General features: G+C 56.8%; 21 protein-coding genes and 1 pseudogene. 8 read left to right on the forward strand and 14 right to left on the reverse strand.

Translation table 11 applies throughout. From position 1 onward, the window contains the following. The first annotated feature begins 14 nt into the window (after window positions 1–14). Together HMPREF9696_RS20000 and HMPREF9696_RS20005 are read left to right on the forward strand one after the other, a co-directional pair. Complete coding sequence (locus tag HMPREF9696_RS20000) at window positions 15–2,357, forward strand: ATP-binding protein (protein ID WP_002714877.1); 2,343 nt, start codon at window positions 15–17, stop codon at window positions 2,355–2,357. After that, window positions 2,354–2,731, forward strand: a complete 378-nt coding sequence (locus HMPREF9696_RS20005) for a response regulator (RefSeq protein WP_002714878.1) — start codon at window positions 2,354–2,356, stop codon at window positions 2,729–2,731. The genes HMPREF9696_RS20000 and HMPREF9696_RS20005 overlap by 4 nt, the downstream gene beginning before the upstream one ends. A gap of 6 nt (window positions 2,732–2,737) precedes the next feature. Here the strand turns inward: HMPREF9696_RS20005 and HMPREF9696_RS20010 are convergent, their stop codons facing one another. Both HMPREF9696_RS20010 and HMPREF9696_RS22085 read right to left on the reverse strand, forming a co-directional pair. After that, entirely contained in the window at window positions 2,738–3,124 is a 387-nt protein-coding gene (locus tag HMPREF9696_RS20010; protein WP_051053278.1) for a MarR family winged helix-turn-helix transcriptional regulator, read from the reverse strand. 675 nt (window positions 3,125–3,799) lie between these two features. After that, window positions 3,800–4,123 (reverse strand): annotated as a pseudogene (locus HMPREF9696_RS22085) (ferric reductase); the annotation flags it as partial. Window positions 4,124–4,160: 37 nt separating this feature from the next. Between HMPREF9696_RS22085 and HMPREF9696_RS20025 the strand changes: the two are divergent. Next, window positions 4,161–4,382, forward strand: coding sequence for an ABC transporter permease subunit (locus tag HMPREF9696_RS20025; protein ID WP_040301668.1), 222 nt, complete (start codon window positions 4,161–4,163; stop codon window positions 4,380–4,382). An 85-nt stretch (window positions 4,383–4,467) separates the two neighbouring features. Here HMPREF9696_RS20025 and HMPREF9696_RS20030 read toward each other — a convergent pair whose 3' ends face one another. After that, the gene (locus HMPREF9696_RS20030) at window positions 4,468–5,373 is read right to left on the reverse strand and encodes a LysR family transcriptional regulator (protein ID WP_002714882.1); all 906 of its coding nucleotides are present in this window, start codon (window positions 5,371–5,373) and stop codon (window positions 4,468–4,470) included. Window positions 5,374–5,736: 363 nt separating this feature from the next. On the opposite strand from HMPREF9696_RS20030, the gene HMPREF9696_RS20035 reads away from it, so the two are divergent. The 4 genes from HMPREF9696_RS20035 to HMPREF9696_RS20050 all read left to right on the forward strand — a co-directional run bounded on the left by HMPREF9696_RS20035 (window position 5,737) and on the right by HMPREF9696_RS20050 (window position 10,792). Further along, on the forward strand, window positions 5,737–6,891 hold the full coding sequence (locus tag HMPREF9696_RS20035) for an alpha/beta hydrolase (protein ID WP_210161309.1): 1,155 nt from the start codon (window positions 5,737–5,739) through the stop codon (window positions 6,889–6,891). A gap of 283 nt (window positions 6,892–7,174) precedes the next feature. Beyond that, a complete protein-coding gene (locus HMPREF9696_RS20040) occupies window positions 7,175–8,161 on the forward strand; it encodes an aldo/keto reductase (protein ID WP_002714884.1) in 987 nt (328 codons plus the stop codon). Between the two features lie 344 nt (window positions 8,162–8,505). After that, window positions 8,506–9,123, forward strand: coding sequence for a TetR/AcrR family transcriptional regulator (locus tag HMPREF9696_RS20045; RefSeq protein WP_002714885.1), 618 nt, complete (start codon window positions 8,506–8,508; stop codon window positions 9,121–9,123). A gap of 19 nt (window positions 9,124–9,142) precedes the next feature. Then, window positions 9,143–10,792, forward strand: coding sequence for an acyl-CoA dehydrogenase family protein (locus HMPREF9696_RS20050; RefSeq protein WP_002714886.1), 1,650 nt, complete (start codon window positions 9,143–9,145; stop codon window positions 10,790–10,792). A gap of 596 nt (window positions 10,793–11,388) precedes the next feature. Here the strand turns inward: HMPREF9696_RS20050 and HMPREF9696_RS20055 are convergent. The 5 genes from HMPREF9696_RS20055 to HMPREF9696_RS20075 all read right to left on the reverse strand — a co-directional run bounded on the left by HMPREF9696_RS20055 (window position 11,389) and on the right by HMPREF9696_RS20075 (window position 14,516). Then, complete coding sequence (locus HMPREF9696_RS20055) at window positions 11,389–12,927, reverse strand: recombinase family protein (protein WP_002714887.1); 1,539 nt, start codon at window positions 12,925–12,927, stop codon at window positions 11,389–11,391. After that, the gene (locus HMPREF9696_RS20060; protein ID WP_002714888.1) at window positions 12,914–13,444 is read right to left on the reverse strand and encodes a DUF2924 domain-containing protein; all 531 of its coding nucleotides are present in this window, start codon (window positions 13,442–13,444) and stop codon (window positions 12,914–12,916) included. The genes HMPREF9696_RS20055 and HMPREF9696_RS20060 overlap by 14 nt, the downstream gene beginning before the upstream one ends. After that, the gene (locus tag HMPREF9696_RS20065; RefSeq protein WP_002714889.1) at window positions 13,444–13,803 is read right to left on the reverse strand and encodes a DUF3489 domain-containing protein; all 360 of its coding nucleotides are present in this window, start codon (window positions 13,801–13,803) and stop codon (window positions 13,444–13,446) included. Before HMPREF9696_RS20065 ends, HMPREF9696_RS20060 begins: the two co-directional genes overlap by 1 nt. Before the next feature lie 94 nt (window positions 13,804–13,897). Next, a complete protein-coding gene (locus tag HMPREF9696_RS20070) occupies window positions 13,898–14,119 on the reverse strand; it encodes a hypothetical protein (protein WP_040302215.1) in 222 nt (73 codons plus the stop codon). Between the two features lie 130 nt (window positions 14,120–14,249). Continuing rightward, window positions 14,250–14,516 (reverse strand): helix-turn-helix domain-containing protein, encoded by a 267-nt coding sequence (locus HMPREF9696_RS20075; RefSeq protein ID WP_040301671.1) that lies wholly within the window; start codon window positions 14,514–14,516, stop codon window positions 14,250–14,252. A 216-nt stretch (window positions 14,517–14,732) separates the two neighbouring features. Here HMPREF9696_RS20075 and HMPREF9696_RS20080 point away from each other — a divergent pair, with 216 nt between their 5' ends. Continuing rightward, a complete protein-coding gene (locus HMPREF9696_RS20080) occupies window positions 14,733–15,302 on the forward strand; it encodes a hypothetical protein (RefSeq protein WP_002714892.1) in 570 nt (189 codons plus the stop codon). Between the two features lie 42 nt (window positions 15,303–15,344). Here HMPREF9696_RS20080 and terL read toward each other — a convergent pair whose 3' ends face one another. The 6 genes from terL to HMPREF9696_RS20110 form a co-directional block, all read right to left on the reverse strand. Further along, entirely contained in the window at window positions 15,345–16,739 is a 1,395-nt protein-coding gene (gene terL / locus HMPREF9696_RS20085; protein WP_002714893.1) for a phage terminase large subunit, read from the reverse strand. A 4-nt stretch (window positions 16,740–16,743) separates the two neighbouring features. Continuing rightward, window positions 16,744–17,184: a DUF5681 domain-containing protein gene (locus HMPREF9696_RS20090; RefSeq protein ID WP_002714894.1), complete on the reverse strand. Its 441-nt coding sequence runs from the start codon at window positions 17,182–17,184 to the stop codon at window positions 16,744–16,746. Beyond that, the gene (locus tag HMPREF9696_RS20095) at window positions 17,181–18,506 is read right to left on the reverse strand and encodes a site-specific DNA-methyltransferase (RefSeq protein WP_002714895.1); all 1,326 of its coding nucleotides are present in this window, start codon (window positions 18,504–18,506) and stop codon (window positions 17,181–17,183) included. The genes HMPREF9696_RS20090 and HMPREF9696_RS20095 overlap by 4 nt, the downstream gene beginning before the upstream one ends. A 107-nt stretch (window positions 18,507–18,613) precedes the next feature. Beyond that, on the reverse strand, window positions 18,614–19,324 hold the full coding sequence (locus tag HMPREF9696_RS20100) for a hypothetical protein (RefSeq protein ID WP_040301674.1): 711 nt from the start codon (window positions 19,322–19,324) through the stop codon (window positions 18,614–18,616). 398 nt (window positions 19,325–19,722) lie between these two features. Beyond that, window positions 19,723–20,424 (reverse strand): response regulator, encoded by a 702-nt coding sequence (locus HMPREF9696_RS20105; protein WP_002714897.1) that lies wholly within the window; start codon window positions 20,422–20,424, stop codon window positions 19,723–19,725. 175 nt (window positions 20,425–20,599) lie between these two features. Continuing rightward, window positions 20,600–22,030 carry a sensor histidine kinase gene (locus HMPREF9696_RS20110; protein ID WP_002714898.1) on the reverse strand — a complete coding sequence of 477 codons (1,431 nt, stop codon included), beginning with the start codon at window positions 22,028–22,030 and terminating at the stop codon, window positions 20,600–20,602. Window positions 22,031–22,190: the final 160 nt, after the last annotated feature.

The raw sequence follows: 22,190 nt of genomic DNA on the forward strand, positions 1-22,190 counted from the left end.
AAATTGATTTGCCAATGATTTCCCGTTTTCCGTGGCCCATGCAATCAAGACGGAAGAAGCCGGGCTGGATTGCCCGGGAGTATCCGGCTTGGCGGAGGCTGGCCTCGACGTTTCTTCTTGCCGCGTTCGCCGCTGTACTTTTTCAAGCCGTCATCATCCGAAATGCCGCGGCGGTCACCTATGAACTCGGTCCTGTCGCGGATCACTTGCTCGACCTGACCGGACAACTCTCAGTGGCCGACGTGATAACTCCAGCCATTGCGGCGAGGTTCAAAGCCGCCAATGGCACTCCTGCCAACTATGGGCCGCAGCCAAACAGCGCTGCGGCTCTCTGGCTAAGGATACCTATTCCGACCCTGACTGGCTCTGACGCGCAGGATTGGGTCATGTCCGTTGTAGAGACGCGGATTCGGCGGGTGGATCTGTTCGTGCCGTCCGAAGGCAAGAGCTTCATCTGGAGCGGGGAGCAGCATGCCAACCCGTCGGTATCCACGACGCGGTACCCGGCTATCGTGGTGCCGGCAAATATCATTTCCGGACGCACGCTTTTCCTGCGTATCGACACAGCATCCTCCATGCGGGCGATGGTCAGGCTGCAAAACGATATGGATTTTTCAGTCTCCTATGGAACGCAGAGTTTCCTGTTCGGCGTGGCGTCGGGGCTTCTCGGCATTCTTGCGCTCTATCTCTTCGCCAACGGGATCGCGACGTCAGACCGCACGACGTTGATTTTGTCGGCCTTCACGCTGACCTATCTCGTTTATATCCTGACCCATCAGGCATTTCTGGAATCGCATCTGATGCCTGGCGCCTTAGGCGTATCGCGCGTTCTTTCGATATTCTCCAGCACGCTGCTGTTTGCGTGGTGGCTATTCTTCACAGACAGCTATCTGAGGGTCGAGAGCCATCGCCCGGTGCTGTCGCGGATCGCCAGAGGTGTCGCGTTTTTTTGTCTCCTGTTTGCGATCTCAACTGCGATTGCGGTGCTATTCGAGTGGCGGTTCCTCAGACGGTTTACGTCCATCGTCGGTATCGGTTCATTGCTATTTGGAATCGGGATCGCCGCTGCGATGTTCAAACTCGAGCGCAAGCGTACGACCATCTTCCTGCTGTGCTGGGCAGTCGGTCTTGTCGCCGGGATCATCCGTATGCTGCACGATGTGGTGCCCCCGATTGGCAGCAATGCCTATGCGCTTAACGCCACCTATGTGGCGACATGTTTTTGTTTCGCAGTTTTCGGAATCATTACGTCAGTTGAAGCGCATCGGCGAGAGCGCGCTTTGAGGGCTTCCGTCGAAGCAACAACCGACCGTCTCAGGGATTTCGCTCACAGCGCCTCGGACAGCTTCTGGGAAACAGATGATAGCGGATGCGTTACTTTCGCAACCGGACCGGCGGCTGACCGTGCCGGCATCCGTCCGGGGCGTTCTTTTCTTGAGATCGTGCAAGCGGGACAGCCGGATGCACATCTTAAGCCGGATGGTTCCTCCAGTGTCGCGAGCGGAGCGCCGCTGCGCCACATTCTCCACCTGACTGGACAGCACGGCGGTCCTGGCAGTTACATCGACCTGCGCGGTTCAGCGCGCTTTACGTCCGATGGAGCCCTGTTGGGATACAGGGGCATCGCGACGGACGTCACGCGGGACATTCTCGACCAGCGGCGGCAGACCCAGCAGCAAAAACTCGCGGCCATGGGCCAGCTCGCCGGAGGCGTTGCGCACGAAATCAACAATCTGCTCCATCCCATCATCAATCTGTCCCGCCGCGTGGCCGAACAGACAGAGCAGGACGATGAAAAGCGCCGCTGGCTTGATGTGGTTGTGGACTCGGGAAAGCGCGCGGCCGAAATCGTGAGAGCGTTGCTGAACAATGTGCGGCCGGCGTCCGAGACAGCGGCAACGGCGCCGCTGTTCGAGAGCGTCACACGCGCGCTTGATTCCGTTCGGAATGTTTTGCCGCGCGGGATTCGGCTGGATCTGACGGGCGATGGAACGCCTGGCCCTGTATTGCCCGTGCATGAGGTTTTTCAGGTTGTCGTCAATCTGGTTGCGAACGCGGTTCACGCCTCGCAAGGGGGCGGGAGGGTCAGTCTGGATGTGCGGGCCAGCCGATACGAAGGATTGAACGCCACGGTACTCACCGTCACCGACGAGGGAGAGGGCATGGACGCGGAAACGCTGCAACAGGCGCTCGATCCGTTCTTTACCACCAGGAAAGCCAACGAAGGCACCGGCCTTGGCCTCTATGTGGTTTACGGGCTGGTTCAGAGCTGGAATGCGGTGCTTGATATCCAATCGGAACCCCGGCAGGGAACGAGGGTGACGATTACCTTTCGCTCGGGGGAGGGGCAGACGTGAAAAGTGGACCACTGAGTATTCTTGTTGTCGACGATGTTCCTGCCATGCGGGAGTCCATCGGTGCCGCGTTGAGTGCGGCCGGGCATCGGCCCTCCTATGCCGAGAATGGCAAGGAGGCGCTTGAGCGCATCATTGCCGGCTCATTCGATGCGGTCGTCACCGATCTTTGGATGCCTGAAATGGACGGACTCGGTCTTATCAAGCGGATAAGGCAGGAGCAGATGTCGCTCCGGGTCTTTGCAATTACCGGCGGCGGGCCTCGCCTGACATTGGAGGCTGCGACGTCGATTGCCGAAATCTGGGGAGCCGAAAAGGTTTTTCTAAAGCCCTTCGATGAGTCGCTTCTAGTCGAGGCTTTGATGGAGGTGAGCTGAGGTCCGTTATTCGGCCGCCTGTGTCGGCTCATGCTTTTGCGCCTGAACAGCAGCGATGATGGCTTCACATGCCATCGCCAGACTTTCAGCCTGTTCCGGTGGCATTGCTTCGATTGCCCGCACAACCACAAGCAATGGGTCTGCCTTGAGCAGAGCGCGGCCCATGCTTGTCAGTTCCACGATCTCCGAGCGCCCGCGTCCGGCGGACCCGGCTTTACGCAGCAAACCCTTTTCGATCAGGGTTCGCACCGAACGAGAAACCGGCCCGAACGCCAGCCCCTGAAAGCGAGCCAGTCCCATCGCGGTGTTATACGGCGCGGCGGCGTCACGAAAGTAGCGAAGCGCCGTCCATTGTGCCGGAAAAAGACCACCATCGTGACCGATCGAGTGCATTGCACGGGCGACTTGATCGAGCAAACGCGCAACAGGGGCTGATGCTGGCCGCTTCAGCTTCGCAGGTGCCATTGCCATACCTTGCTACCGAGAAGAGAATCTATTGTGAGGGAGCAGATGATGCAGGGCCTTGGCAACTCTCGATGGGTCATATCAAGCAATATTGTTGACGTTGCGGATGGTCCTGCCAACACACAATAGCGTGGACTTGGCGGGCGGGTGCACTTGTTTCCCCGGCATTCGCTGACATTTTCTCTGCCCTCGAAGTCTCTTAAAAAATGCGAAATTTCCTTTTGAAATCAAAGGGAGGATTTAATTTGGGAATGTGCTGGCTCGATCTCTTCCAAGGCAGCCAACCAGTGTGGATTTTGGAGAGTATCCTTCCTGCGGTGGAGAAAAGCCCGCAAAATGCGGGCTTCTTTAATGTCGAAAAGTCTCTCGGGTGCCCATTTTCGAATTTTCGCGGCGAGAATTCCCAAAAGTCTCTTGGTATCTACTGGAAAATTCCCGTTTTCCAGACTCTCGCTCCGGAGACCAGAGAATAACTCCACTGCGCGGTAGGGTGTCAGTGTGAATCGCGTCAGAGGCGCAATTTTTTAAGCCCACGCCTTCAACTGCGGTCTGCTGGTCTACGTTAGCCGAGATTGATCAGCGAGAAGCTCGCGGCTCGCCTCTCTAGCTGATGAATCTCTGACAGCTTCGAGCGCTTCGCCCGCTTCTCCACCGAAGGCCAGCCATCACTCGTATGGTCGCCCCCAGAACCAGCGCGCAAAGAGTCGCCTTCGATATCGTCTCCATCGTTCCATTGATCATGGCGTGGACAACACCACCTGCGACGATGACCACCGCGAGGGACATATGAACGATGCGCTACGTTCGCGGTCCTAGGCCTAATTTCCGGCGGAGTGCATCAAAAAGCGCGACGGCGAAAATCGCCGACATGGCGATCACCCCCCACGGAGAGAACGGTGTCGGCGATGCGAAGAGTATAGCGTCAATTGTTCCCCGTCAGCTCGCCTGGGTATTCGCTGCGCTGATGCCGGCGGTGTCCTTCGCGTTGATCGGGGACATCGTCGGCGAGTTCATCGGTGCTGAGCGCGGGCTCGGCAAGCTCATCGTGGAAGCGGAGACCCGCGCCAATGTAAGCGAGATGATGGTCGCCATCTTCGTGACGATGGTGGTCGGCATGCTGCTTGCCTACATCGTGCGTTCGCTTCAGTCCTATATCCTGCGATGGCAACAACAGTTTGAAGCCTAGATGTGAAGTGCGAGAGCGAGCGGACCTACGATCCACAGACTTAATGCAAAGGAGCAATGTGGGCTTCCGCCGAGGTCTTGTGTAGCTAACTTCCGGTGGTTGATCTGTGGCGCAAAGCATCCGCCAAAACGGCGAAGGCTGGTGAGAGCTGCCTGCGGCTTGGATAATAGAGATGATAACCGGAAAACGGCGGACACCAATCGGAAAGGACGCGTATCAGCCTCCCGTCGGCGACGTCCTCCCGGACATGGTCTTCAAAGAGGTAGGCCAATCCTGCGCCGCTGCGCGCAGCAGCCAACGCCAATCGGGATCCGTTGAACGCTAGAGGTCCGTCCACACGCACCCGCAGTTCGCGCCCGTCTTTCTCGAATTCCCAGGCATGAAAGCCGCCGAAGGTTGGCAGGCGAATGTTTATGCAGCGGTGAGCGGTCAGATCCTGCGGGGTCAGTGGTTTTGGATGTCGGATAAAATAGGATGGTGTGCCGATCACAGCCATCCGCATCTCAGGACCAATGGGCACCGCGATCATGTCCTTGTCGACCTCCTCGCCGAGCCTCACGCCGGCGTCGAAGCGTTCAGCTACGATGTCCGTGAAGCCGTGATCGATGACGATCTCCACCTTGATGTCTGGATAATCCGGCAGGAGCGTTTCGACGGCAGGCCAGATGACCGCGACGGCAGCGTGTTCACCAGCCGTGATGCGGACGCTGCCAGCAGGCTTATCCCTGAGTTCGGTCAGCGCCGACAGTGCGGCATCGATTTCTTCGAAATGGGGCCCCACTGTCTGGAGCAGGCGCTCGCCGGCGTCTGTCAGTGAGACGCTCCTTGTCGTTCGCGTCAAAAGCCGAACACCGAGCCGTTCTTCCATGCCGCGGATCGTATGGCTAAGGGACGACGGTGACAGGCGGAGTTGGGCAGCCGCTTTCGTGAAACTGCGCTCCCGGGCGACAGCGAGAAATGTGGTCAAGTCGCTAATATTGTCTCGCGCCATTCCTGAATCCCGTTCAGTACCGCATGATAATTATGCACCCTAGTGCTACCAATCCGATTGCGCCAGATGGTGCTCTAGGAAGAAAACTGGCGTCGCAAAGATTGATTCCCGCGAGGTTGGCCTGAGGGATGACGTGAAAGGCGGCTCGGGCAGCCTCTTTTGCAAAGCTGCGCGCCCGGCGCCCGCGAGAAACCCGGTCATGCCGCGCGGGCCCCATTTATGAATCCTGTTCAAGACTGCATGCCAATGTTGCAGGCTAATCGCGGTGTCCAAGTTGCACTAGATTTGGGCTGAGACGTCGCTACATCGTGGCAAGCCCTTGAGCATCTGCGGATGCATGGAAGTGCATTTCGTTGATGCGTCTTGGCTGGCGACACGCCGCCGTTCGAACTTCTTCAAACAAGGGAATATGCGATGGCTGATAGAACCTTCGATGCGAAGAGACGCCAGTTCCTTGAAACCACTGCGTTTGCGCTGTCTGGTGCTGTCGTGGCCAGCTCGGCGCTGGTGGGCGTCACTTCGGCATCGGCTCAATCCACCGCTGCGAAGGGGCCGGCAGTGGTCAACTATCCCAATGAGAAAGGCGTGACGATCGAACGCGTCACTTACCCCGCGAGGAACATGGGGACGAACATCGTCGCCAACCTGTTCAAACCCGCGAACTTCGACAGCAGCAGGAAGTATGCTGCGATCGTGGTGACCCATCCGTTCGGCGCCGTCAAAGAACAGTCGTCCGGCCTTTATGCCCAGCGTCTCGCCGAGGCGGGCTTTATTGGTCTGGCCTATGATGCGTCCTATCAGGGTGAAAGCGGCGGCGAACCGCGCCTCATGGAGGTGCCAGGGCAACGCGTGGACGACATCAGTTGCGCCATCGACTTCCTTGTTCAGCATCCTCAGGTCGATGCGTCGCGGATCGGCTCACTCGGCATTTGCATCGGAGGCAGCTACGCGCTGAACCACGCCCAGCACGAACATCGCGTGAGGGCGGTTGCGGCCGTCAGCACGTTCGATATCGGCGAAGGTCGCCGGGAAGGTCTTTCGGGTTCGATTTCTTATGAGGAGCGGATCAAGCGGCTCAAGGATGCTGGCGAACAGCGCAGCCGGGAGGCACGCGGCGAGCCCGTACGCCTCGTGCCTGTCGTAGCCAATTCGCCGGCCGACTTCACGGCGGCGACCCCTGTGATGTACAGGGAAGGCTATGAGTATTACCGCACGGCACGAGGGCAGCATCCAAACTCGGTGAACCGCTATGCGTTCTCGAGTCTGCCCCAGCAGATGGCGTTCTACCCGTTTGAGATGATCGAGACGATTTCACCTCGGCCCTTGCTGGTTATCGCAGGTTCCAAGGCCGAGACGAAGTTCTGGAGCGATCGGGTCTACGAGAAGGCCAAGGAGCCGAAGCAACTGTTCGTGGTCGACGGTGCGACACATGTCGATCTCTACGACAAACCACAGTTCGTTGGACCGGCCGTCTCGAAGCTGGCCGAATTCTTTGGCCAGCATCTGGCGTCGGCCTGACGAGCGTCCTTCGTTGCGATATCCAGGCAGGGAAGGGGCGTCATGAAAACCCTTTCCGCGCCGGGTGTCCTTTCAGCGGCGGGCTTTCCCACTCCATACCCTTGGCCGTCAGTTAGCTCGTCCCAGCCACAACTTCGGCAAGTCGAATCTACTTGTGAATGTCAAGCATCACGGCATGCAGAATTGAATGTCTAATCAACGGGCGCTTGTCGGCCCATATCTGAGGCATGCAAATCAGCGAGCTAAGCGCCGTTCTGAAGCGATGAACGCGAAGGAGATTCCAATGAAGAAACGTCAATTGGGCAGCCTTGAGGTGTCCGCTCTCGGCTACGGCTGCATGGGGCTTGATTCGACCTACGGCAAACCACTGGAGCGAGCCGAAGCCATCAAGATGATTCACGCAGCGGTTGACCGCGGCGTCACCTTCTTCGACACGGCCGAGGTCTACGGGCCATTCACGAACGAGGAACTCGTGGGCGACGGTCTCGCCCCCTTCCGGGATAAAGTGGTCATCGCAACCAAGTTCGGCTTCGGCATCAATCCCGACGGCACTCGCTATGGCCTCACCAGCCGTCCGGAACACATCCTGGGCGTAGTCGAGCAGTCGCTCAAGCGGCTCAAGACGGATGTTATTGATCTGTACTATCAGCACCGTGTCGACCCGGCAGTGCCGATCGAGGACGTCGCTGGGGTTCTCGGTCAGCTTATCGAGCAAGGCAAGGTGAAGCACTACGGCCTTTCCGAAGCGAGCGTCGGAACCATTCGCCGCGCCCACGCCGTTCAACCGATCACCGCCGTTCAGAACGAGTATTCGCTATGGACGAGAAATGTTGAACACAACGGTGTTCTCGCGTCTTGCGAGGAGCTGGGAATCGGCTTCGTTCCCTGGAGCCCTCTGGGCGCAGGGTTTCTGGCGGGTGCAATCACCGCAGACACCAAGCTCGATTCTTCCGATTTCCGCAGCAACGTTCCACGTTTTGCGCCGGAAGCGCGCGAAGCGAACTTGGCCCTGGTCGGCGCGTTGAAACAGGTCGCGGAACAGAAGGGTGTAACGCTGGCGCAAGTTGCGCTCGCTTGGCTTCTGGCGCGGAAGCCTTGGATCGCCCCGATTCCGGGCACCACGAAGTTGCACCGGCTCGAAGAGAATCTCGGTGCCGTTAACGTCCAACTGACCGTGTCTGACCTCAATGCAATCGAAGGAGCCGTTTCAAGCATTCCCGTTCAGGGTGAACGCCTCCATAAAGCGGCCTTGGAACTGGTCGATCGCTGAACGCTTCAATCGTGTTGACCCGAGGCGCTGTCCTCGAAGGCATGGCCGCCGTGTTCAGTGCTTCGGCTTTGTGCTCGAATTGCCTTCCGCGGTCAAATAGAGTCCATGAGAGCGCCGCTCCGATGCGTGCGCGGTTCGCGTTCTAAGACCGCTCGACGAGCATCTGTTGCGAACGACTAACGCCAGCATCGTTTGATCTTGACTGGTTTGACGCTATCGCACCGACAAACCACAGATCGATCACTCCGTCGGTAAAGGGAGGGGTAACACTTTGCGTCCAATCAGCAAAATGTCCCCTAAAAAATTTGTTTGTATAGCAAACAAAAATATGTTCTAGTCTCGTCATGAAAGTTATGGAACGAGCCGTCAGGACGGGATCCCAGAATACAAGAAGGGCAATTCTCCTTACTGCCTCACGTCTGTTCGCGGACCGCGGCTTTGCCGAAGTTTCAGTAAACGAGGTCGCTGCGTCCGCTGGCGTCTTCCCCAACCAGGTCACTTACTATTTCGGGAGTAAGGATGGCCTCTTCGTCGAGGTCGCCGGACGAATGATCCTGGAGGCGGGCCTCAACGCGGAAACGGAAGCGTGCGAAACGGCATCGGTGCGAGAGTACAATCGGGCGCTGGCTACTTCGGTCCTCGGCGCGGGCCTGCCGGCCGTCCTCGCGTTCATCGAGGCCATGTTGATCGCAAGAAGGCGTCCCGATCTAGGAGCGCAGATCAAAGGCACGCTCGATCGCCTGCATCAAGAAGGCGCAAGAGCGTCCTCAGAAATCATTTCCCGGAAGGGCTGGTCGATGAAGACCAGCCCCGAAGTTGCCGCCCGAAACTTCTGGGCGACGATTACGGGCATCGCACTGCAGATGGTAGCGAATGGCGACACGAACATCGCTGGAGAACTCGACGCGCTGGCGCTCGTCGAGTTGAATCTTAACGACCACGACATCAACAAAAATAGTTAGCGAACAAGGAGACGTCACGATGGCTGAAATGGCTCTTAAGGCGAGACCCACTCACGAAGTCACGAACCAGGCTGTTCCGCTCCCGTCGGTTAATTTTTTCGACGGTGATGCTGCGTTAAGGGATGTGGTCCAGTGGTCCGGAGCCGCCGCATTCGAAAAGTCATTTAGGAGTTCCGGCAAACAAGCGGGTGATGTGCACGTTCAGGATCTTTCCCGCTTGGCCAACCGATATTCTCCGGAGTTGCGTGCGTTCGATCGCTTCGGTCACCGGACCGACCTGGTGGAATTCCATCCCGCCTATCACGAGCTGATGGGCCTGGCTTTCGGAAGTGGCGTTCACTCGCTTGCCTGGACGGCTAAGGAGGGTGGGCACGCGGCACGCGCGGCGCTGAGCTACATCTGGAATCAGGCGGATGCAGGTGTGAATTGTCCGACATCCATGACGTATGCCTCCGTCAAGGCCATCCGCAATGCTCCCGCCTTGGCGGCGGCGCTCGAACCCAAGATATTCTCCACCAGCTATGACCCGCGACCGATCCACTTCAGCCAAAAGAAGGGCATCACGGTCGGCATGGCGATGACCGAAAAACACGCCGGCTCAGACCTGCGAGCAATGGCTACGGTCGCCACACCGGTCGGCGATGGTGAGTTCGGTCCGGAATTCGAACTAACCGGTCACAAGTGGTTCTGCTCCGCTCCGATGTGCGATGGATTTCTTACTCTGGCGAGGACCGACAAGGGAGTGACGTGTTTCTTTGTTCTGCGCTCGCTGGCCAATGGCGAGAGAAACACTTTTCTGATCCAGCGCTTGAAAGAAAAGCTTGGAAACCGCTCTAGTGCCAGCAGCGAAATCGAGTATTCGGGTACGCGCGCCATCCTCGTCGGGGAGGAAGGCCGCGGCATTCCCACGCTGATCGAAATGGCCCATTTGACGCGGCTTGAAACCGCAATAAGCTCCGCAGCTATCATCCGCCGCGGATTGACCGAGGCAATCCAGCACACGCGGACGCGTTATGCCTTTCAGCGGGCTTTGATCGATCAGCCGATCATGGAGGCCGTCATTGCTGATGTCGCCGTGGAGAGCGAGGCGCACCTCTCGTTGGCCTTGCGTGCCGCGCAGGCGGTCGACCTGAGCGAGACGAATCGAACCGAAAGGCTTCTGTCCCGCTTCCTCGTGCCGCTGGCCAAATTCTGGATTTGCAAGCGGGCGCCGGTCGCGATCGTCGAACTCCTCGAGTGCATGGGAGGCAACGGATACGTCGAGGAGGGCGTGCTGGCACGACTGTATCGCGAGGCACCTTTGAACGGAATCTGGGAGGGGTCAGGTAACGTCATCTGTCTGGATCTGCTGCGTGTGCTTCGTCGCGAGCCCGAGATCCGCGAAGCACTTCGGGGAGAAATCAGAGTGGAGGGTTCTGCGGTTCTCGACCGGCTCTGGGCCGAGATCGACGATCTTATCGACGAAGCCGCATCGCACGAAAGGGCGGCACGGCGTCTCGCGGAGCAGATCGCGATAGCGGTGCAGTATTCGCTGTTGCTGAGGAACGCACCGGAGATCGTATCAGACACGTTTCGGGTAAGCAGGATCGAAGCTCCGCATCTGACATTCGGCGCGTTTAAATCCGCGTCATCGCTGCGTGCCATTATCGAGCGGGCGACCGTCACCTGATGCGGCGCGGCCCAGAAGCTGGCTCGGTGGTCGGTAAAGACGCTGCGGGCTAGAGATGTGCGGACAGTGCTTGGGCGAGCGTCGCGAGGGCTGGTCTCCGCTTGCTCACTAGAGATTGTCTGATCGATCGCGAAGATCGAGCGATGCAATTGATCGACCTTCGTACGGGGCCGTCTGGAGATATCGGGGGTGCCGCGACACCCCTGATATTCTAACGCATCGTCGTATCGACTAGGCAGAAACCCTTCAACGCGAATTCGTTCGTTGCCTGGTTGAACTCGCCTCTCAGTCTTTCCCATTTGTCTGGATACCGGGACGCCAATGTTTTCAACAAGTCTTCGCGTTCCCCAGTGCACGCGTAGCGAATTAGGCCTGGTTGCCGTACGTGCCATGTCGATCGCGAACCCGACATTGAAGAAATAAGGCATGGCGGTACTGCTGCAGCGCTCGAAATAGATCAGGTGAGGCACATCTGGGCAGGCATCTTAACGCGAGATCGGACGCCATTTGAGGAAATAGTCGAAGGGTGAAATCCGACTCCGTTGGCTAAAGCTAAACTTTGCCCAGATTCCATAACATCGGATGGGCGACTCCGATCAGCGCCCCAAGGCGCGGCGTTGTGCGAACCAGGTCAGAGGCAGAGTCTTTGGAATCCGCGCCAGCGTGAGTGTAGGCGGTTGCTCGCCGGTCAGAATGGCCTCGGTGATTGAGGGCGCCAGAAACGCATAGCGCAATTCCTGCCGGACGACTTTCGGATGGAGTTTGACCGATTGTGCCAGCGCCTCGACGCTGTCGAACTTGCCGAACTGCAGGTCGCGCAACCAAGCATGCGCCCGGACGATCGCCTGCAACAACTTTGGATCCGGCTGATCGGTATCTGTTGAGGATGGCGCAAGCGCGGGAGCGTTCTTCAGCGGCGCTTTCCACGGGATATCGAGCGCGTCTGCGTTGTCTGGCTGTAGGCGGATCGTGATGTTCTTCGGGTAAACGGCGACGTCAGCAACGGAATCCACGACATGGCGTCGGAGCTGATCGTCGGGAGTCTGCGGATCGAGTGCGAGGTGCTCCCGGATAGCGTTGATGACAAGGCCTTCGATGAGTTGCGCCGGAATGCGGGCGACCGAGCCAGCCTGAGCTTTCCTGCCGCGCATAAGAGCGCGTGAAATATAGAACCGGTAACGGATGCCGTTCTTCACCGTAAAACTCGGGCTCATATAATTGCCGCGATCATCGCGAAGTTTGCCGGCGAGAAGGGCTACGCTGGCTGATTGCCGGGTTCGGGTGGTCACGCGGTTCTCGTCGAGCAGGGTCTGCACCTGATCAAAGATTTTCTGATCGAGAATTGGCTTGTGCTCGGCGGGATACCACTTGCCGCCATGATGCACCTCGCCCAGGTACACGCGGTTCTTCAGGACATGGGCGAGAGGACCATAGGTGAAGGGTATGCCGCCGCGATATTTTGGCACTTTGGTGTCGCGTCGTTTGGTGACGATGCCGCGGCGGTCGAGGTCCTGCACCAACAGGCTGAAGGATTTGAGCGCCAGATACTGCTTGAAGATGATGCGGACGGTTTCAGCCTCCTTCGGATTGATGACCAGCTTCTTGTCCTTGGCCATATAGCCGAGCGGGACGGTCCCACCGGTCCATTTTCCCTTGCGACGAGAGGCGGCGACCTTGTCCCGCACGCGCTCGGAGGCGAGCTCCCGCTCGAACTGAGCGAACGACAGCAGAACGTTCAGGGTCAGCCGCCCCATGGAGGAGGTGGTGTTGAACTGCTGGGTTACCGCGACGAAGGAAATCGATTTCCGGTCGAAAGTCTCGACCAGTTTAGCGAAGTCGGCGAGCGACCGGGTGAGACGGTCGATTTTGTAGACCACGATCACATCGATCAGGCCGGCTTCGATATCGGCCAGAAGTTGCTTAAGGGCAGGCCGGTCGAGGTTGCCGCCGGAGAAAGCCGGATCGTCGTAGGGCTGCGGCAGAACGCGCCAGCCCTGCGAAGCCTGGCTTTTGATATAAGATTCACAAGCCTCTCGCTGGGCATCGAGGGAGTTGAACTCCAACTCAAGACCATGTTCGGTGGATTTGCGGGTGTAAATGGCGCAGCGGACTGGTTTGACGTTATTTGCGGCCACGGCGAACCCCCTTTGATGCCGGTCGGGCCTGGCCCGTCCCGTCGGTCTCCTTGTTCTTCGTTCGCAGGCCAAAAAACTTCGGGCCGTTCCACCGGGTGCCGGTGATCTTGTTGGCGATCTCCGAGAGGCTGGTGAAGACCTCGCCTTGGTAGGCAAAGCCCTTGGTTAGCACCGTGACCCTATGGGTTTGGTCGTTCCAAACCCTCACCAACTCGGAGCCGGGTTTGATCCGCTGCGGCACCTCAAGGCGTCCGGTCTTGCGGGAGGCCATCGACCGCACCAATTGTCCGAGCAGCTTCTTGGCCTCCCGGGAGAGACCACCGTAAGCCCTTTCTTGAACCCGCTGGGCGATGCTCCGCCGCAACAAGTCCGGACCGAACGCTGGAGGCGGTTCAGACCGGAACAACTCGCGGTACCGGACCCGCAAGATTGCGATCGGCATCGCGCCGAGCTTATTCAGCTCGGCCTCCACATCCGGATCAATCAGTCGTCCGTTCACGGGTGGGCGGGCGTCCATTACCTGGATGCCGCAGCTTTACCAATCCGATAGCGGCGCTCGCCATCAATCTTCTCGGAGGCAAGATTGAGCTTCAGTTTCTTGCGGACGACACCAGCAAAGAAGCCCCGGACTGAATGCTGCTGCCAACTGGTCGTCTTCATGATGGCTGCGATGGTGGTACCGCTTGGCTGACGGAGCATCGCCAGGACAGTGTCCTGTTTGGATAAATCCGGCGCTGGATTTGAGGCCTTTGCGCTACGAGATGGCGATGGGACAATCGTTGTGGGCTTCTTAAAACGCTCAGCGGCGGTGGGCTTGCGTTTCTTGGCGGAAACCTTCGTTCCCGATTTCAGTTTGGTCGACGTTGGCTTGGCCATCTGGCTCTCCGTAGGTAAGCGACAGCATCCTGTGCTGCCACAACCACAAGCCCGCCATTTGCAGACGGGCAGGGAACCTTGGGCTGAAGAAATCCTATTCGCTCGACAATCGGTTGAGCAGCGAAGCTGCATCCTGCAAACGGTGAGTCTCGTAAAATATCTGCTCGAGATCCATCGAGACTCTCACCCCTTCACTGACACTGCCGGCTAGAGCGCAGGCTTCTGCAGCTTTGGCGATTCGCGCGGCTTCCCCAAGGCGCGCACCAATCTCGATGAGGATCAAGCCAATTGCTTGTTCGGTGATTTTGCGGTCCATCATTCCGTCTCCGATTTACGGCGACAGTGACGCTCCGAATGGCAGTGAAGTCGAGCGGAAAGGCGAGCAATCTTGTGACGATGTTCGCCCGGTTTGGATCACAAGATGCTCGGGCCGAATGTCTAGCCGTTCAGCCGCGTTTTCGCGGCGGAGTGGGGGACTTTCCGGCGAGAAAATCCCGCAACAGCTTTATCGGATCTGCACCGAGGGCCCTTGCGATGGCTATAAACTCGATCACGTCGAGCCGCCGGTCGCCGCCCTCATATTTGGCAACGAAGGACTGCGGCACATCAAGGGTTTCGGCAAGGGTGTGCTGGCGGATTCCGGCCCGTTCCCGCGCAGCGACAAGAAGGCCAATCAGACGCTCATAGTCTTTGGATTTAAGGGTCTTTTGCATGTGCCGCCATGGCCGTGAATCGGCGGCAAGCAATTTGATCCCGAAAATGGATTATCCCAAAATAGGATTATATTAACCGACCGCTCCGATAGTGGGGCAGGCGGCCGGAGGTGTTGTGGACTTCGGTCTTGAGGGAAGCGATGTGCTGACCCGCCCACGTCGCGTTACTCACGATGCGGCGGGAGGGCCAGCGAGCACTGAACGGGAGTCCTCCCCATGAATATTGCGGTCAAGGCGGCCTTGGGCTGCGCGTTTGGATTTGTCGTCGTCGGAGCTTTGGTCGGGGGCGGGAAAAGCGCTCCTCCGCCGGCTCCGAGCATGCCTCTTCCACCGGACCAGGCCCGCTTTATTGAGGCCGTTACAAAAGCCCGCTCTCAGTTTATCGCTGCCCCAAATGAGTTGGCTGCAGGAGGTGTTCGAAGCAACAGACAGCAGGCGGTTTGCAACGCTCTTCAGGGCAATTACGTCTCCGGCTGGATCGCAAAGGTCGCCGATCAGTCAACAAATGGGGATGGCAAAGGGGTGGTTACGCTCGAGCTTGCCCCGAACCTGCAGGTCTCGACCTGGAATAATGCCGTATCGGATTTTTCTGACAAGACCCTGATCGATCCCGACACGAGCCTGTTCAAATCTTTGGCCGCAATGAAGAAGGGGGATACTGTCCGATTTTCGGGAGAGTTTTTTCGATCAACGGTCGATTGCGTAAGGGAAATGAGCGTGACCCTGGCAGGATCAATGAGAAGTCCGGTCTTCACCATGCGCTTTTCTTCAATCCGCAAGCTCTGACCGGGCAACGACACGCCTCACTTCAGGGGAAGGGCTTCATCCTCACCCCACCCATGACATGGTCGTATCGTATCCTCCCTTGTATGAGAGAGCCTGGCTGAGGCTGTCGACCTGATCGTCATGCTTGCCTTGCGGAAAGGTCAAAAGCTCGGCTTCAAGTTCCGCCAGAAAAGGCGCCTTCCGTGGAAACAGCACCAGGCCGCCTTCAAACTTGGCCTGATGGACAAACAGGCGACCGACCTTATCCCGCTCAATGGGGACAGGTTTGACGGTAAAGATGCCGCTTTGTTTGAGCTCCTGGCCCAGAGCAATGCCTGTTGATGCATCTTCTACAAGAATCTTGAGCGGATTGAACTTCTGCGCAAGAGTAATCGCCATAGCGCGAAGCTGCGGGTATTCATAACGGCCCCGCGTCACGTCGATCAGATAAAAATGCTTGTCGACCAGAAGCCAGGTGGTGCAGACCGACCAATCGTTCTGACTGCCGACCTTGGCAGCGGTATCCCACGATTGAATGACCTTGGTGCGGTAGGTCTGTTCTGGCAGTTGATCATAATACCGAATCCATTCGCGATGGATCATCGCGCCGCCGTCAGGGACGGGCGACTGTTGGTATTGGGCGCTAAAGATGGCGGATCCCATCTGGGTGCGAAGCTTCTCCAGCGTTGAAATCGTCTCATATCGGGGATGAAGGGCTTCGCCCGCAGGTCGCATGTGGTATTCCCTGTCGCCGATTTCGATTTTCTCGTCGGTTTCGGCGATGGCCGGCAAGCTCAGGACCTTCCAGTCAGGGGAGTTCTCAACCAGAAAGCCTGTGAGGTCGTGAAGATGGACGCGCTGCATGACCAGAATGATGACGCCGGCCGCCTTATCGTCGAGCCGCGAAAGGAGCGTATTTGTGAACCACTGGTTGAGCGAGTTGCGTAAGACATCGGATTGCGCATCGACGGGCTTCTGGGGGTCATCGAGAATGATCATGTCGCCGCCAAGACCTGTCAGTGTTGCCGACACAGAGGTTGATCGGCGGAAGCCCCGCTTTGTGGTGAAGACATCGGAATCCACAATGCGGGCCAACCGCATGCCTGGAAAAGTCTTTTGGTACCAATCCGAGGTCACGATAGCCCGGAAATCTGCCGCGTGCTTGGCGGATAGATCGTTGCTGTAACTCACGCCGAAGATTTTCATACGCGGGTTATGTCCAAGCAGGAACGCCGGCAGGATCACTGACACCGTCAGGGATTTCAGGTACCGGGGCGGCATGTTGATGATGAGACGGTTGATCTCTCCGCTCTGGATGCGTTGCAACTGATGGGAAATCGCCTTGATATGCCAGTTTTCGAGGTAGATGGCGCCCGGGTTGAGCATCAAGAAGCAACGATGCAGAAAGCTTTCGAAATCGTTGCGCATGACCGAGTAAAACAGCTCTCTCTCGTTCATTCGCTCACTCCTTTTCGTCGAGCGAGGATCGGAATTTACGCAGATAGGCGTCCAGGACCGCCTTGTCGTCGGGATTGATCTCGGACTCGGTGCTGGCTGTGGATGCTATTGCTGCAAGTCGGTTCAGAACGAATGCCGCGCTCTTGGTATTGCCCCTGAGCGAATCCTCGGTGAGCTTACTGAGAATGCCCTCAAGGATGGTGATCTTTCGGATCTTACCATTCTGACGCATCTCGACCTTGCGATTGAGGAGTTCGAGCAAGATCGTTGCCTCGCTTTTAGCTCCCTCGGGGCGACCTTTTGGATTGCCGCTTTTGCCCGGCTTGAATTGATGCGCCTTGGGAGGCTTGCCATAGCCGACATCCTGGTCTCGAACTCGGTCACGTTTTCTGATGTAGCGGGGTGGTTTGTCGTCTGATCCGTGCAGCGTTGTATCTGAGCTCATGACGTCCTCACACGACGGATGCGGCGAGAACGCTCAGCGGCGACCTCATCGAAAGTTTGGCCGGTGGATCCGAGGATGGCGTCGCGCTTGGTGAAATCCTGCCAACGTCGTATCGCCACATCCACGTATAATGGATCAATCTCAGCCCCATAAGCTTTGCGACCCACTTTCTCGGCAGCGAGAATTGTCGTGCCAGAACCCATGAACGGGTCTAAAACAACGTCGCCGCGAGACGAACAGTCGCGCATGGCATCAGCAACCAGAGCAACTGGCTTCACGGTGGGATGAACCGTCAGCTCCGCTAGCCGGTCCTTGCGGAACGAATTGACTCCGGCGTACTGCCATACATTGGAGCGCGACCGGCCGTGCTTCCCGAGCTCGATGTTGTTCTGATGACGTCCGGTGCCATTCTTGAATACAAGGATCAGTTCGTGCTGGGAGCGGTAGAAGCTGCCTTGGCCGGCGTTGGACTTGACCCAAGCAATGATGTTCTTCAGCTCGGTGAAGGCCTGTTCGCCGGCTACAAGACACTCTCCAACGTGCTTCCAGTCCATACAGCAGAAGATGATTGCGCCGTCCTCAGTATAGCGAGCGGCAAGACGCATCCATTGAGTAAGGAAATCTGTGAACTCAGCGCGTGACATCTCCCCAGAGGCGGCCGCGAATTCACGGTGTTTGATCTTGCCGCGGCCTTGTACGGAGCCAATCCGTACGTTGTACGGCGGATCCGTGAAAATCATAAAGGCGAGGTCGGAACCCATAAGGCGTTCGACATGGCCCGGATATCTGGAGTCCCCGCACAAAAGTCGGTGACCCCTGAGTGTCCATAGATCGCCGGTGCGACTAACAGCCTGCGCCGCAATTTCAGGTATGATGTCAGCGGGTTCATTTTCGAGGTCGACGAAGTCGCCCATAAGGCTGTCGATCTCTGCAGCCTCAAAGCCCGTGATCGACAAGTCCAGGTTGCATTCCGGTAACAGCGTTGCGAGTTCGCCCAACTCTGCCGCGAGCACTTGACGATCCCAACCGGCGTTTGCTGCAATTTTGTTATCGGCAACTGCAAGGGCGCGTTTCTGAATCTCGGTTAGCCCACTGCAATAGATAACGGGCGCGGTTCTGAGCTTGAGCTCCAGGGCGGCGGCCAGTCGTCCATGGCCGGCGATAACATTTCCTTGGTCATCTGCCAGAATTGGCTGGGTCCAGCCAAACGTACGAATGCTGTTCGCGATCTGCGAGATTTGCTTCTTTGAGTGGGTTCGCGCGTTGTGCGTGTTCTGCTTAAGTGAGGAGAGTAGTGCCGTTTCGACAATGGGCGTATGCATCGAAGCTCCATTCCAAAATGAATGAAGCTGCTAATATTCACATCTTTTGAACGCCGTCACTAGGCTGCATCCAAGTCAGAAGATGGCGAAAAAGTGACCTCGGTGATTCATGATTTGGTTCTGCGTTTTGGTTTCCAAAAGCCGGCCAAGGCTAGGGTATCGGAAATCTTTTGTTCAGATGGAGATCTCTCAGTCGGAAAGAGTTTCTCAAATTCGCCTTTGATATTCAGGAGTAAGAGGGGCGGTATTTTGACCTGAGCTAGTTTACCGAAATCGATAAACTTAAACTGGTCAATGAATTCACCGAACTCAATGAGCTTATCATCGACAACGACAGTTCGCTTGGCATCTTCCTCAGATATTCCATGACGGAAAGATCGATAAACAGCGTTTTCAATTTTCGCAATTGAGATGGCGGCGTGGATGATTTTCTGATCCAGCGGGCCTAATTTGTATGGAAGTCGCTCAGGTACGATTTCCACGGCGTGTAACTCTGCGCCATTTTCTAGTGTCACGGTCGCATCAAGCGACACTATACCGCCGTCTAGCAACTCAATGGAATACTCGCGGCGTTCGATGCTTGAACGTTCGATTGCACGAAACACATTGCCCGATTGCAGAGTGATGAAAGTGCTTTCGGCTGAGAGAGGATGCCTATGCTCCATTACAACGAGATGAGTATGCTTCCCGGAATTCGGATTCAGCCGCGCTATATGGAAAATCGTCCGTCCACCTGCATCGAAGCTCTCTCTCTGCTCAAGCGCATCGATAGCTTCGGCAAGGGTTGTGGGCTTTCGGTCGATTTTGCCCTGGGCCATGCAAATTAGGACTTCTCAGGTGTGGGAGTCGAACTATACCATATTTGTCAATAATGAATGGTCTTGAAGCTCCTCGCAGTAATGAGCGTTTATGGAATTTGTCAGCGCACGTTCCATCTCTGAGCATCGCCAAACGACAGCGCGCTGTACAACTGCCGCGGATTCAAGGGAATGCAGACAAACGATCAGCCCGGACTGTTGCTGAATAAGGAGCGCAAATCCGAGCTTGGTTCCAAGTTGCAGTTCAGCGCGGTCTGTTCGCGGCGATAGGGGCGTTTGTTTTGGTTCTTAAAACATCAGGCGATGGTCTATCTGTGTAGTCATCGCTAACTCGACACGCGCGGTTCATCGATCGCATGTTGTGCGACAACAGTTGACGTCGACGCATGGTGATGGATCTAGAGGGCAAAAGAAGGAGCTGTGGGCCACGCAACGCCGCTCACGGATCCAACAGCCGGCTCATCGTCGCCAAGTTTTTGGGCGGCGATCACGACTTCAAGACGGTTTCTCGCATGCAGCTTCTGCATCAGGATCGTCATATAGTGTTTGACAGTTTTCTCGCTGATCTTGAGCGCAATCGCAATTTCCTTGTTCGTTTGACCGCGCAAAAGCAGCCGAACGATCTGCGTCTCACGGATCGTTAAATTGACCGCTTCCGCGGCGATTCGCCGAAGCGAGGTATCGCGCAGGGCTGCGATAACCTGGCTGGCAAAATTCTGAGTAATATAGGTTTCACCGCGTCGAACGCAGTCAATTGCCTGTAGTAACTCGGACGACTTGCTTCCCTTCAAAACGTAACCGTTTGCTCCTGCGTCGAGTGCGCGGATAGCAGTGTCCACGCCGGTAGCAGCCGTGAAGGCCACGATCTTTGTTGCGGGGCAATTTTTTGCGACGGCAGCTAGCGCCGCATAGACATTTCCCGACATGCTGAGATCCGAGATGAGCACATCCGGCTTATGCCGGGAGCAGATTTCGATGATGTCGTTTGCGGTTGTTCCGGTAGCCAGAAGCCGCAACCCTGGAGCGCGCGAAAAAAGCGCTACAATAGCTTCGACCATGAGGGGGTGATCATCGACAAGTGCGACTGTAACAATACTCATTACTCGACCTACTCAAAAACAGAACCGGCGGGTCTTCTAAAGGGACTGTGCAAAGCTAGAAACATTCTTAATAAACAATTTATAGGTAAAAGCCGATCCAATGTAAATAATCCCCGTAACTATTGGCCCGTTAGGCTTACCGGCGCGCCGCGCGGCGTTCTCTAGACCTTGCCTCTTACGGGTCATACGCGTTCTGGTTGATCTGAGAGGAGGCCGTGTGCGGCAGCTTTGCTTCAATTCGGGTTCCTCCCTCCGGCAGGACTTTGATAGTGAAAGTTCCATGAAATGCTTCGACGCGGCGCTTTAGCCCGGGCAGGCCGAGCCCTGTCCGGCTCCGCGGATCAGGAGGTGGTGTAGCGGAATCTGGACCGCCATCGCTCACGACGACATGAATAAAGTCAGCGTCAGACCAGGCGCCAACATGCTGATCACGCCCCCCGGCATGAGAAAATGCATTGTTCAGCCCTTCCTGAACGATACGGTAGATACATACTTTGGTTGGGGGGGAGATCTCCTCCGGAAGTGCTCCGATCGTACAAGTGACTTTGGTGCCTGTGACATGTTCGTGCGCACGGACGGGAAGCCAGATCGTTTCGGCCGCCGACAGGCCTTCCAACTGGGGAAGAACCAGCCCTTTTGAAATTTCGCGCAACTCACTGAGAATTCGAGTGGTCAACTGACGTGCATCCGCTTTGACATTCGTCCTTTCAGGAATGGCGTTGGTCATCACCGTTTCGGCTTCGCTCAACTTGAGGATAAGCAGGCTAAGGAGCTGCACGGGTCCATCGTGCAGATCCTGCCCTATTTGCTCCAGGAGAAGTTCATTCGATCGGGTAGAGTCGATCCGGGATTCTTCCGCAGCCTGTCGCAACTGATCGTTTTGAATTGCAAGCGCTTCTGTTTCAGAAATTTTTTGAGTTAGCTTTTCGCGATGTTTCTCAACCATCTGACTGGCCTGACGCACCATCAGGAAAAGCAGCAGCATCATCGGGACGCTTATCATTCCCACGATCCCCGCCGATGCGAATCGTACAGATCGAAGCTCTGCCGCGAACTGCTCTCCACTATTGTAGAGTTCTCCGACCGCGATAATATCTTGCGACCCGGTTCGGCGAAGAGGTGCGTAGATTTCAATGAGGGGTATGTTAAGCAAGCGTTCGTTGTGGTTTTCTTCGTCGTCGAGTTCATCGAACGAGCCCGAAATCTTACCGAAAAATGCCAAGTCGAGATGCTTGGACGGGTATCTTTTCCCGACAAGCGCCTTGTCTGTCGAGTAGACGAGCGTCCCGTCGCGCAGCCAAATTTTGATATTTTTTACTCGGGCCTTGAGTTGCCCTTCCAGAATCTCGTCCAGCTTTTTTGCGTTCTCCGGCGACAGTTTATCGGAGGTAGCAAGCTCCTGCACTGATGGCCCAAGGAAGGCGTCAATCAGCAGAGCGGCCTCTCCGGCGGCGCTCTGCAAGAGGCTTCCCTCAATTCGCTCCGACATTGAATACGCAAGAGCGGCCATGGAGAGGGCAATGGTCAGCCCTGCGGCGATCACGAATTGCTGAAGAAGGCCTAAGCGGAATTTTCCGAGGCCGGCTCTAAATGACGGCCAAAACATGGGGACAGCTTCTCTTGGTTTAAAAAGTTCGTAACCGGATCAACGGCAAATCTGCTTGGATCGCAGGGAGCCAGAGTTCTGCTTGGAATGATACACATACTGCAATCATTGTCTTCGGTTCCATCATTAATGCTAAATTTCCTGAGGGGGTATTTCTCGC

Origin of the sequence: Afipia clevelandensis ATCC 49720, assembly GCF_000336555.1 — a bacterium.
In the GTDB taxonomy this organism is placed as follows: Bacteria; Pseudomonadota; Alphaproteobacteria; order Rhizobiales; family Xanthobacteraceae; genus Afipia; species Afipia clevelandensis.

Excerpts from the sequence above, each read along its gene's own strand:
- HMPREF9696_RS20000 (WP_002714877.1), top strand. The coding sequence starts at position 15 with ATGATTTCCCGTTTTCCGTGGCCCATGCAATCAAGACGGAAGAAGCCG.
- HMPREF9696_RS20010 (WP_051053278.1), bottom strand. The coding sequence starts at position 3,124 with ATGCACTCGATCGGTCACGATGGTGGTCTTTTTCCGGCACAATGGACG.
- HMPREF9696_RS20025 (WP_040301668.1), top strand. The coding sequence starts at position 4,161 with ATGCCGGCGGTGTCCTTCGCGTTGATCGGGGACATCGTCGGCGAGTTC.
- HMPREF9696_RS20030 (WP_002714882.1), bottom strand. The coding sequence starts at position 5,373 with ATGGCGCGAGACAATATTAGCGACTTGACCACATTTCTCGCTGTCGCC.
- HMPREF9696_RS20040 (WP_002714884.1), top strand. The coding sequence starts at position 7,175 with ATGAAGAAACGTCAATTGGGCAGCCTTGAGGTGTCCGCTCTCGGCTAC.
- HMPREF9696_RS20045 (WP_002714885.1), top strand. The coding sequence starts at position 8,506 with ATGAAAGTTATGGAACGAGCCGTCAGGACGGGATCCCAGAATACAAGA.
- HMPREF9696_RS20050 (WP_002714886.1), top strand. The coding sequence starts at position 9,143 with ATGGCTGAAATGGCTCTTAAGGCGAGACCCACTCACGAAGTCACGAAC.
- HMPREF9696_RS20060 (WP_002714888.1), bottom strand. The coding sequence starts at position 13,444 with ATGGACGCCCGCCCACCCGTGAACGGACGACTGATTGATCCGGATGTG.
- HMPREF9696_RS20065 (WP_002714889.1), bottom strand. The coding sequence starts at position 13,803 with ATGGCCAAGCCAACGTCGACCAAACTGAAATCGGGAACGAAGGTTTCC.
- HMPREF9696_RS20070 (WP_040302215.1), bottom strand. The coding sequence starts at position 14,119 with ATGGACCGCAAAATCACCGAACAAGCAATTGGCTTGATCCTCATCGAG.
- HMPREF9696_RS20075 (WP_040301671.1), bottom strand. The coding sequence starts at position 14,516 with ATGCAAAAGACCCTTAAATCCAAAGACTATGAGCGTCTGATTGGCCTT.
- HMPREF9696_RS20080 (WP_002714892.1), top strand. The coding sequence starts at position 14,733 with ATGAATATTGCGGTCAAGGCGGCCTTGGGCTGCGCGTTTGGATTTGTC.
- terL (WP_002714893.1), bottom strand. The coding sequence starts at position 16,739 with ATGAACGAGAGAGAGCTGTTTTACTCGGTCATGCGCAACGATTTCGAA.
- HMPREF9696_RS20090 (WP_002714894.1), bottom strand. The coding sequence starts at position 17,184 with ATGAGCTCAGATACAACGCTGCACGGATCAGACGACAAACCACCCCGC.
- HMPREF9696_RS20095 (WP_002714895.1), bottom strand. The coding sequence starts at position 18,506 with ATGCATACGCCCATTGTCGAAACGGCACTACTCTCCTCACTTAAGCAG.
- HMPREF9696_RS20100 (WP_040301674.1), bottom strand. The coding sequence starts at position 19,324 with ATGGCCCAGGGCAAAATCGACCGAAAGCCCACAACCCTTGCCGAAGCT.
- HMPREF9696_RS20105 (WP_002714897.1), bottom strand. The coding sequence starts at position 20,424 with ATGAGTATTGTTACAGTCGCACTTGTCGATGATCACCCCCTCATGGTC.
- HMPREF9696_RS20110 (WP_002714898.1), bottom strand. The coding sequence starts at position 22,030 with ATGTTTTGGCCGTCATTTAGAGCCGGCCTCGGAAAATTCCGCTTAGGC.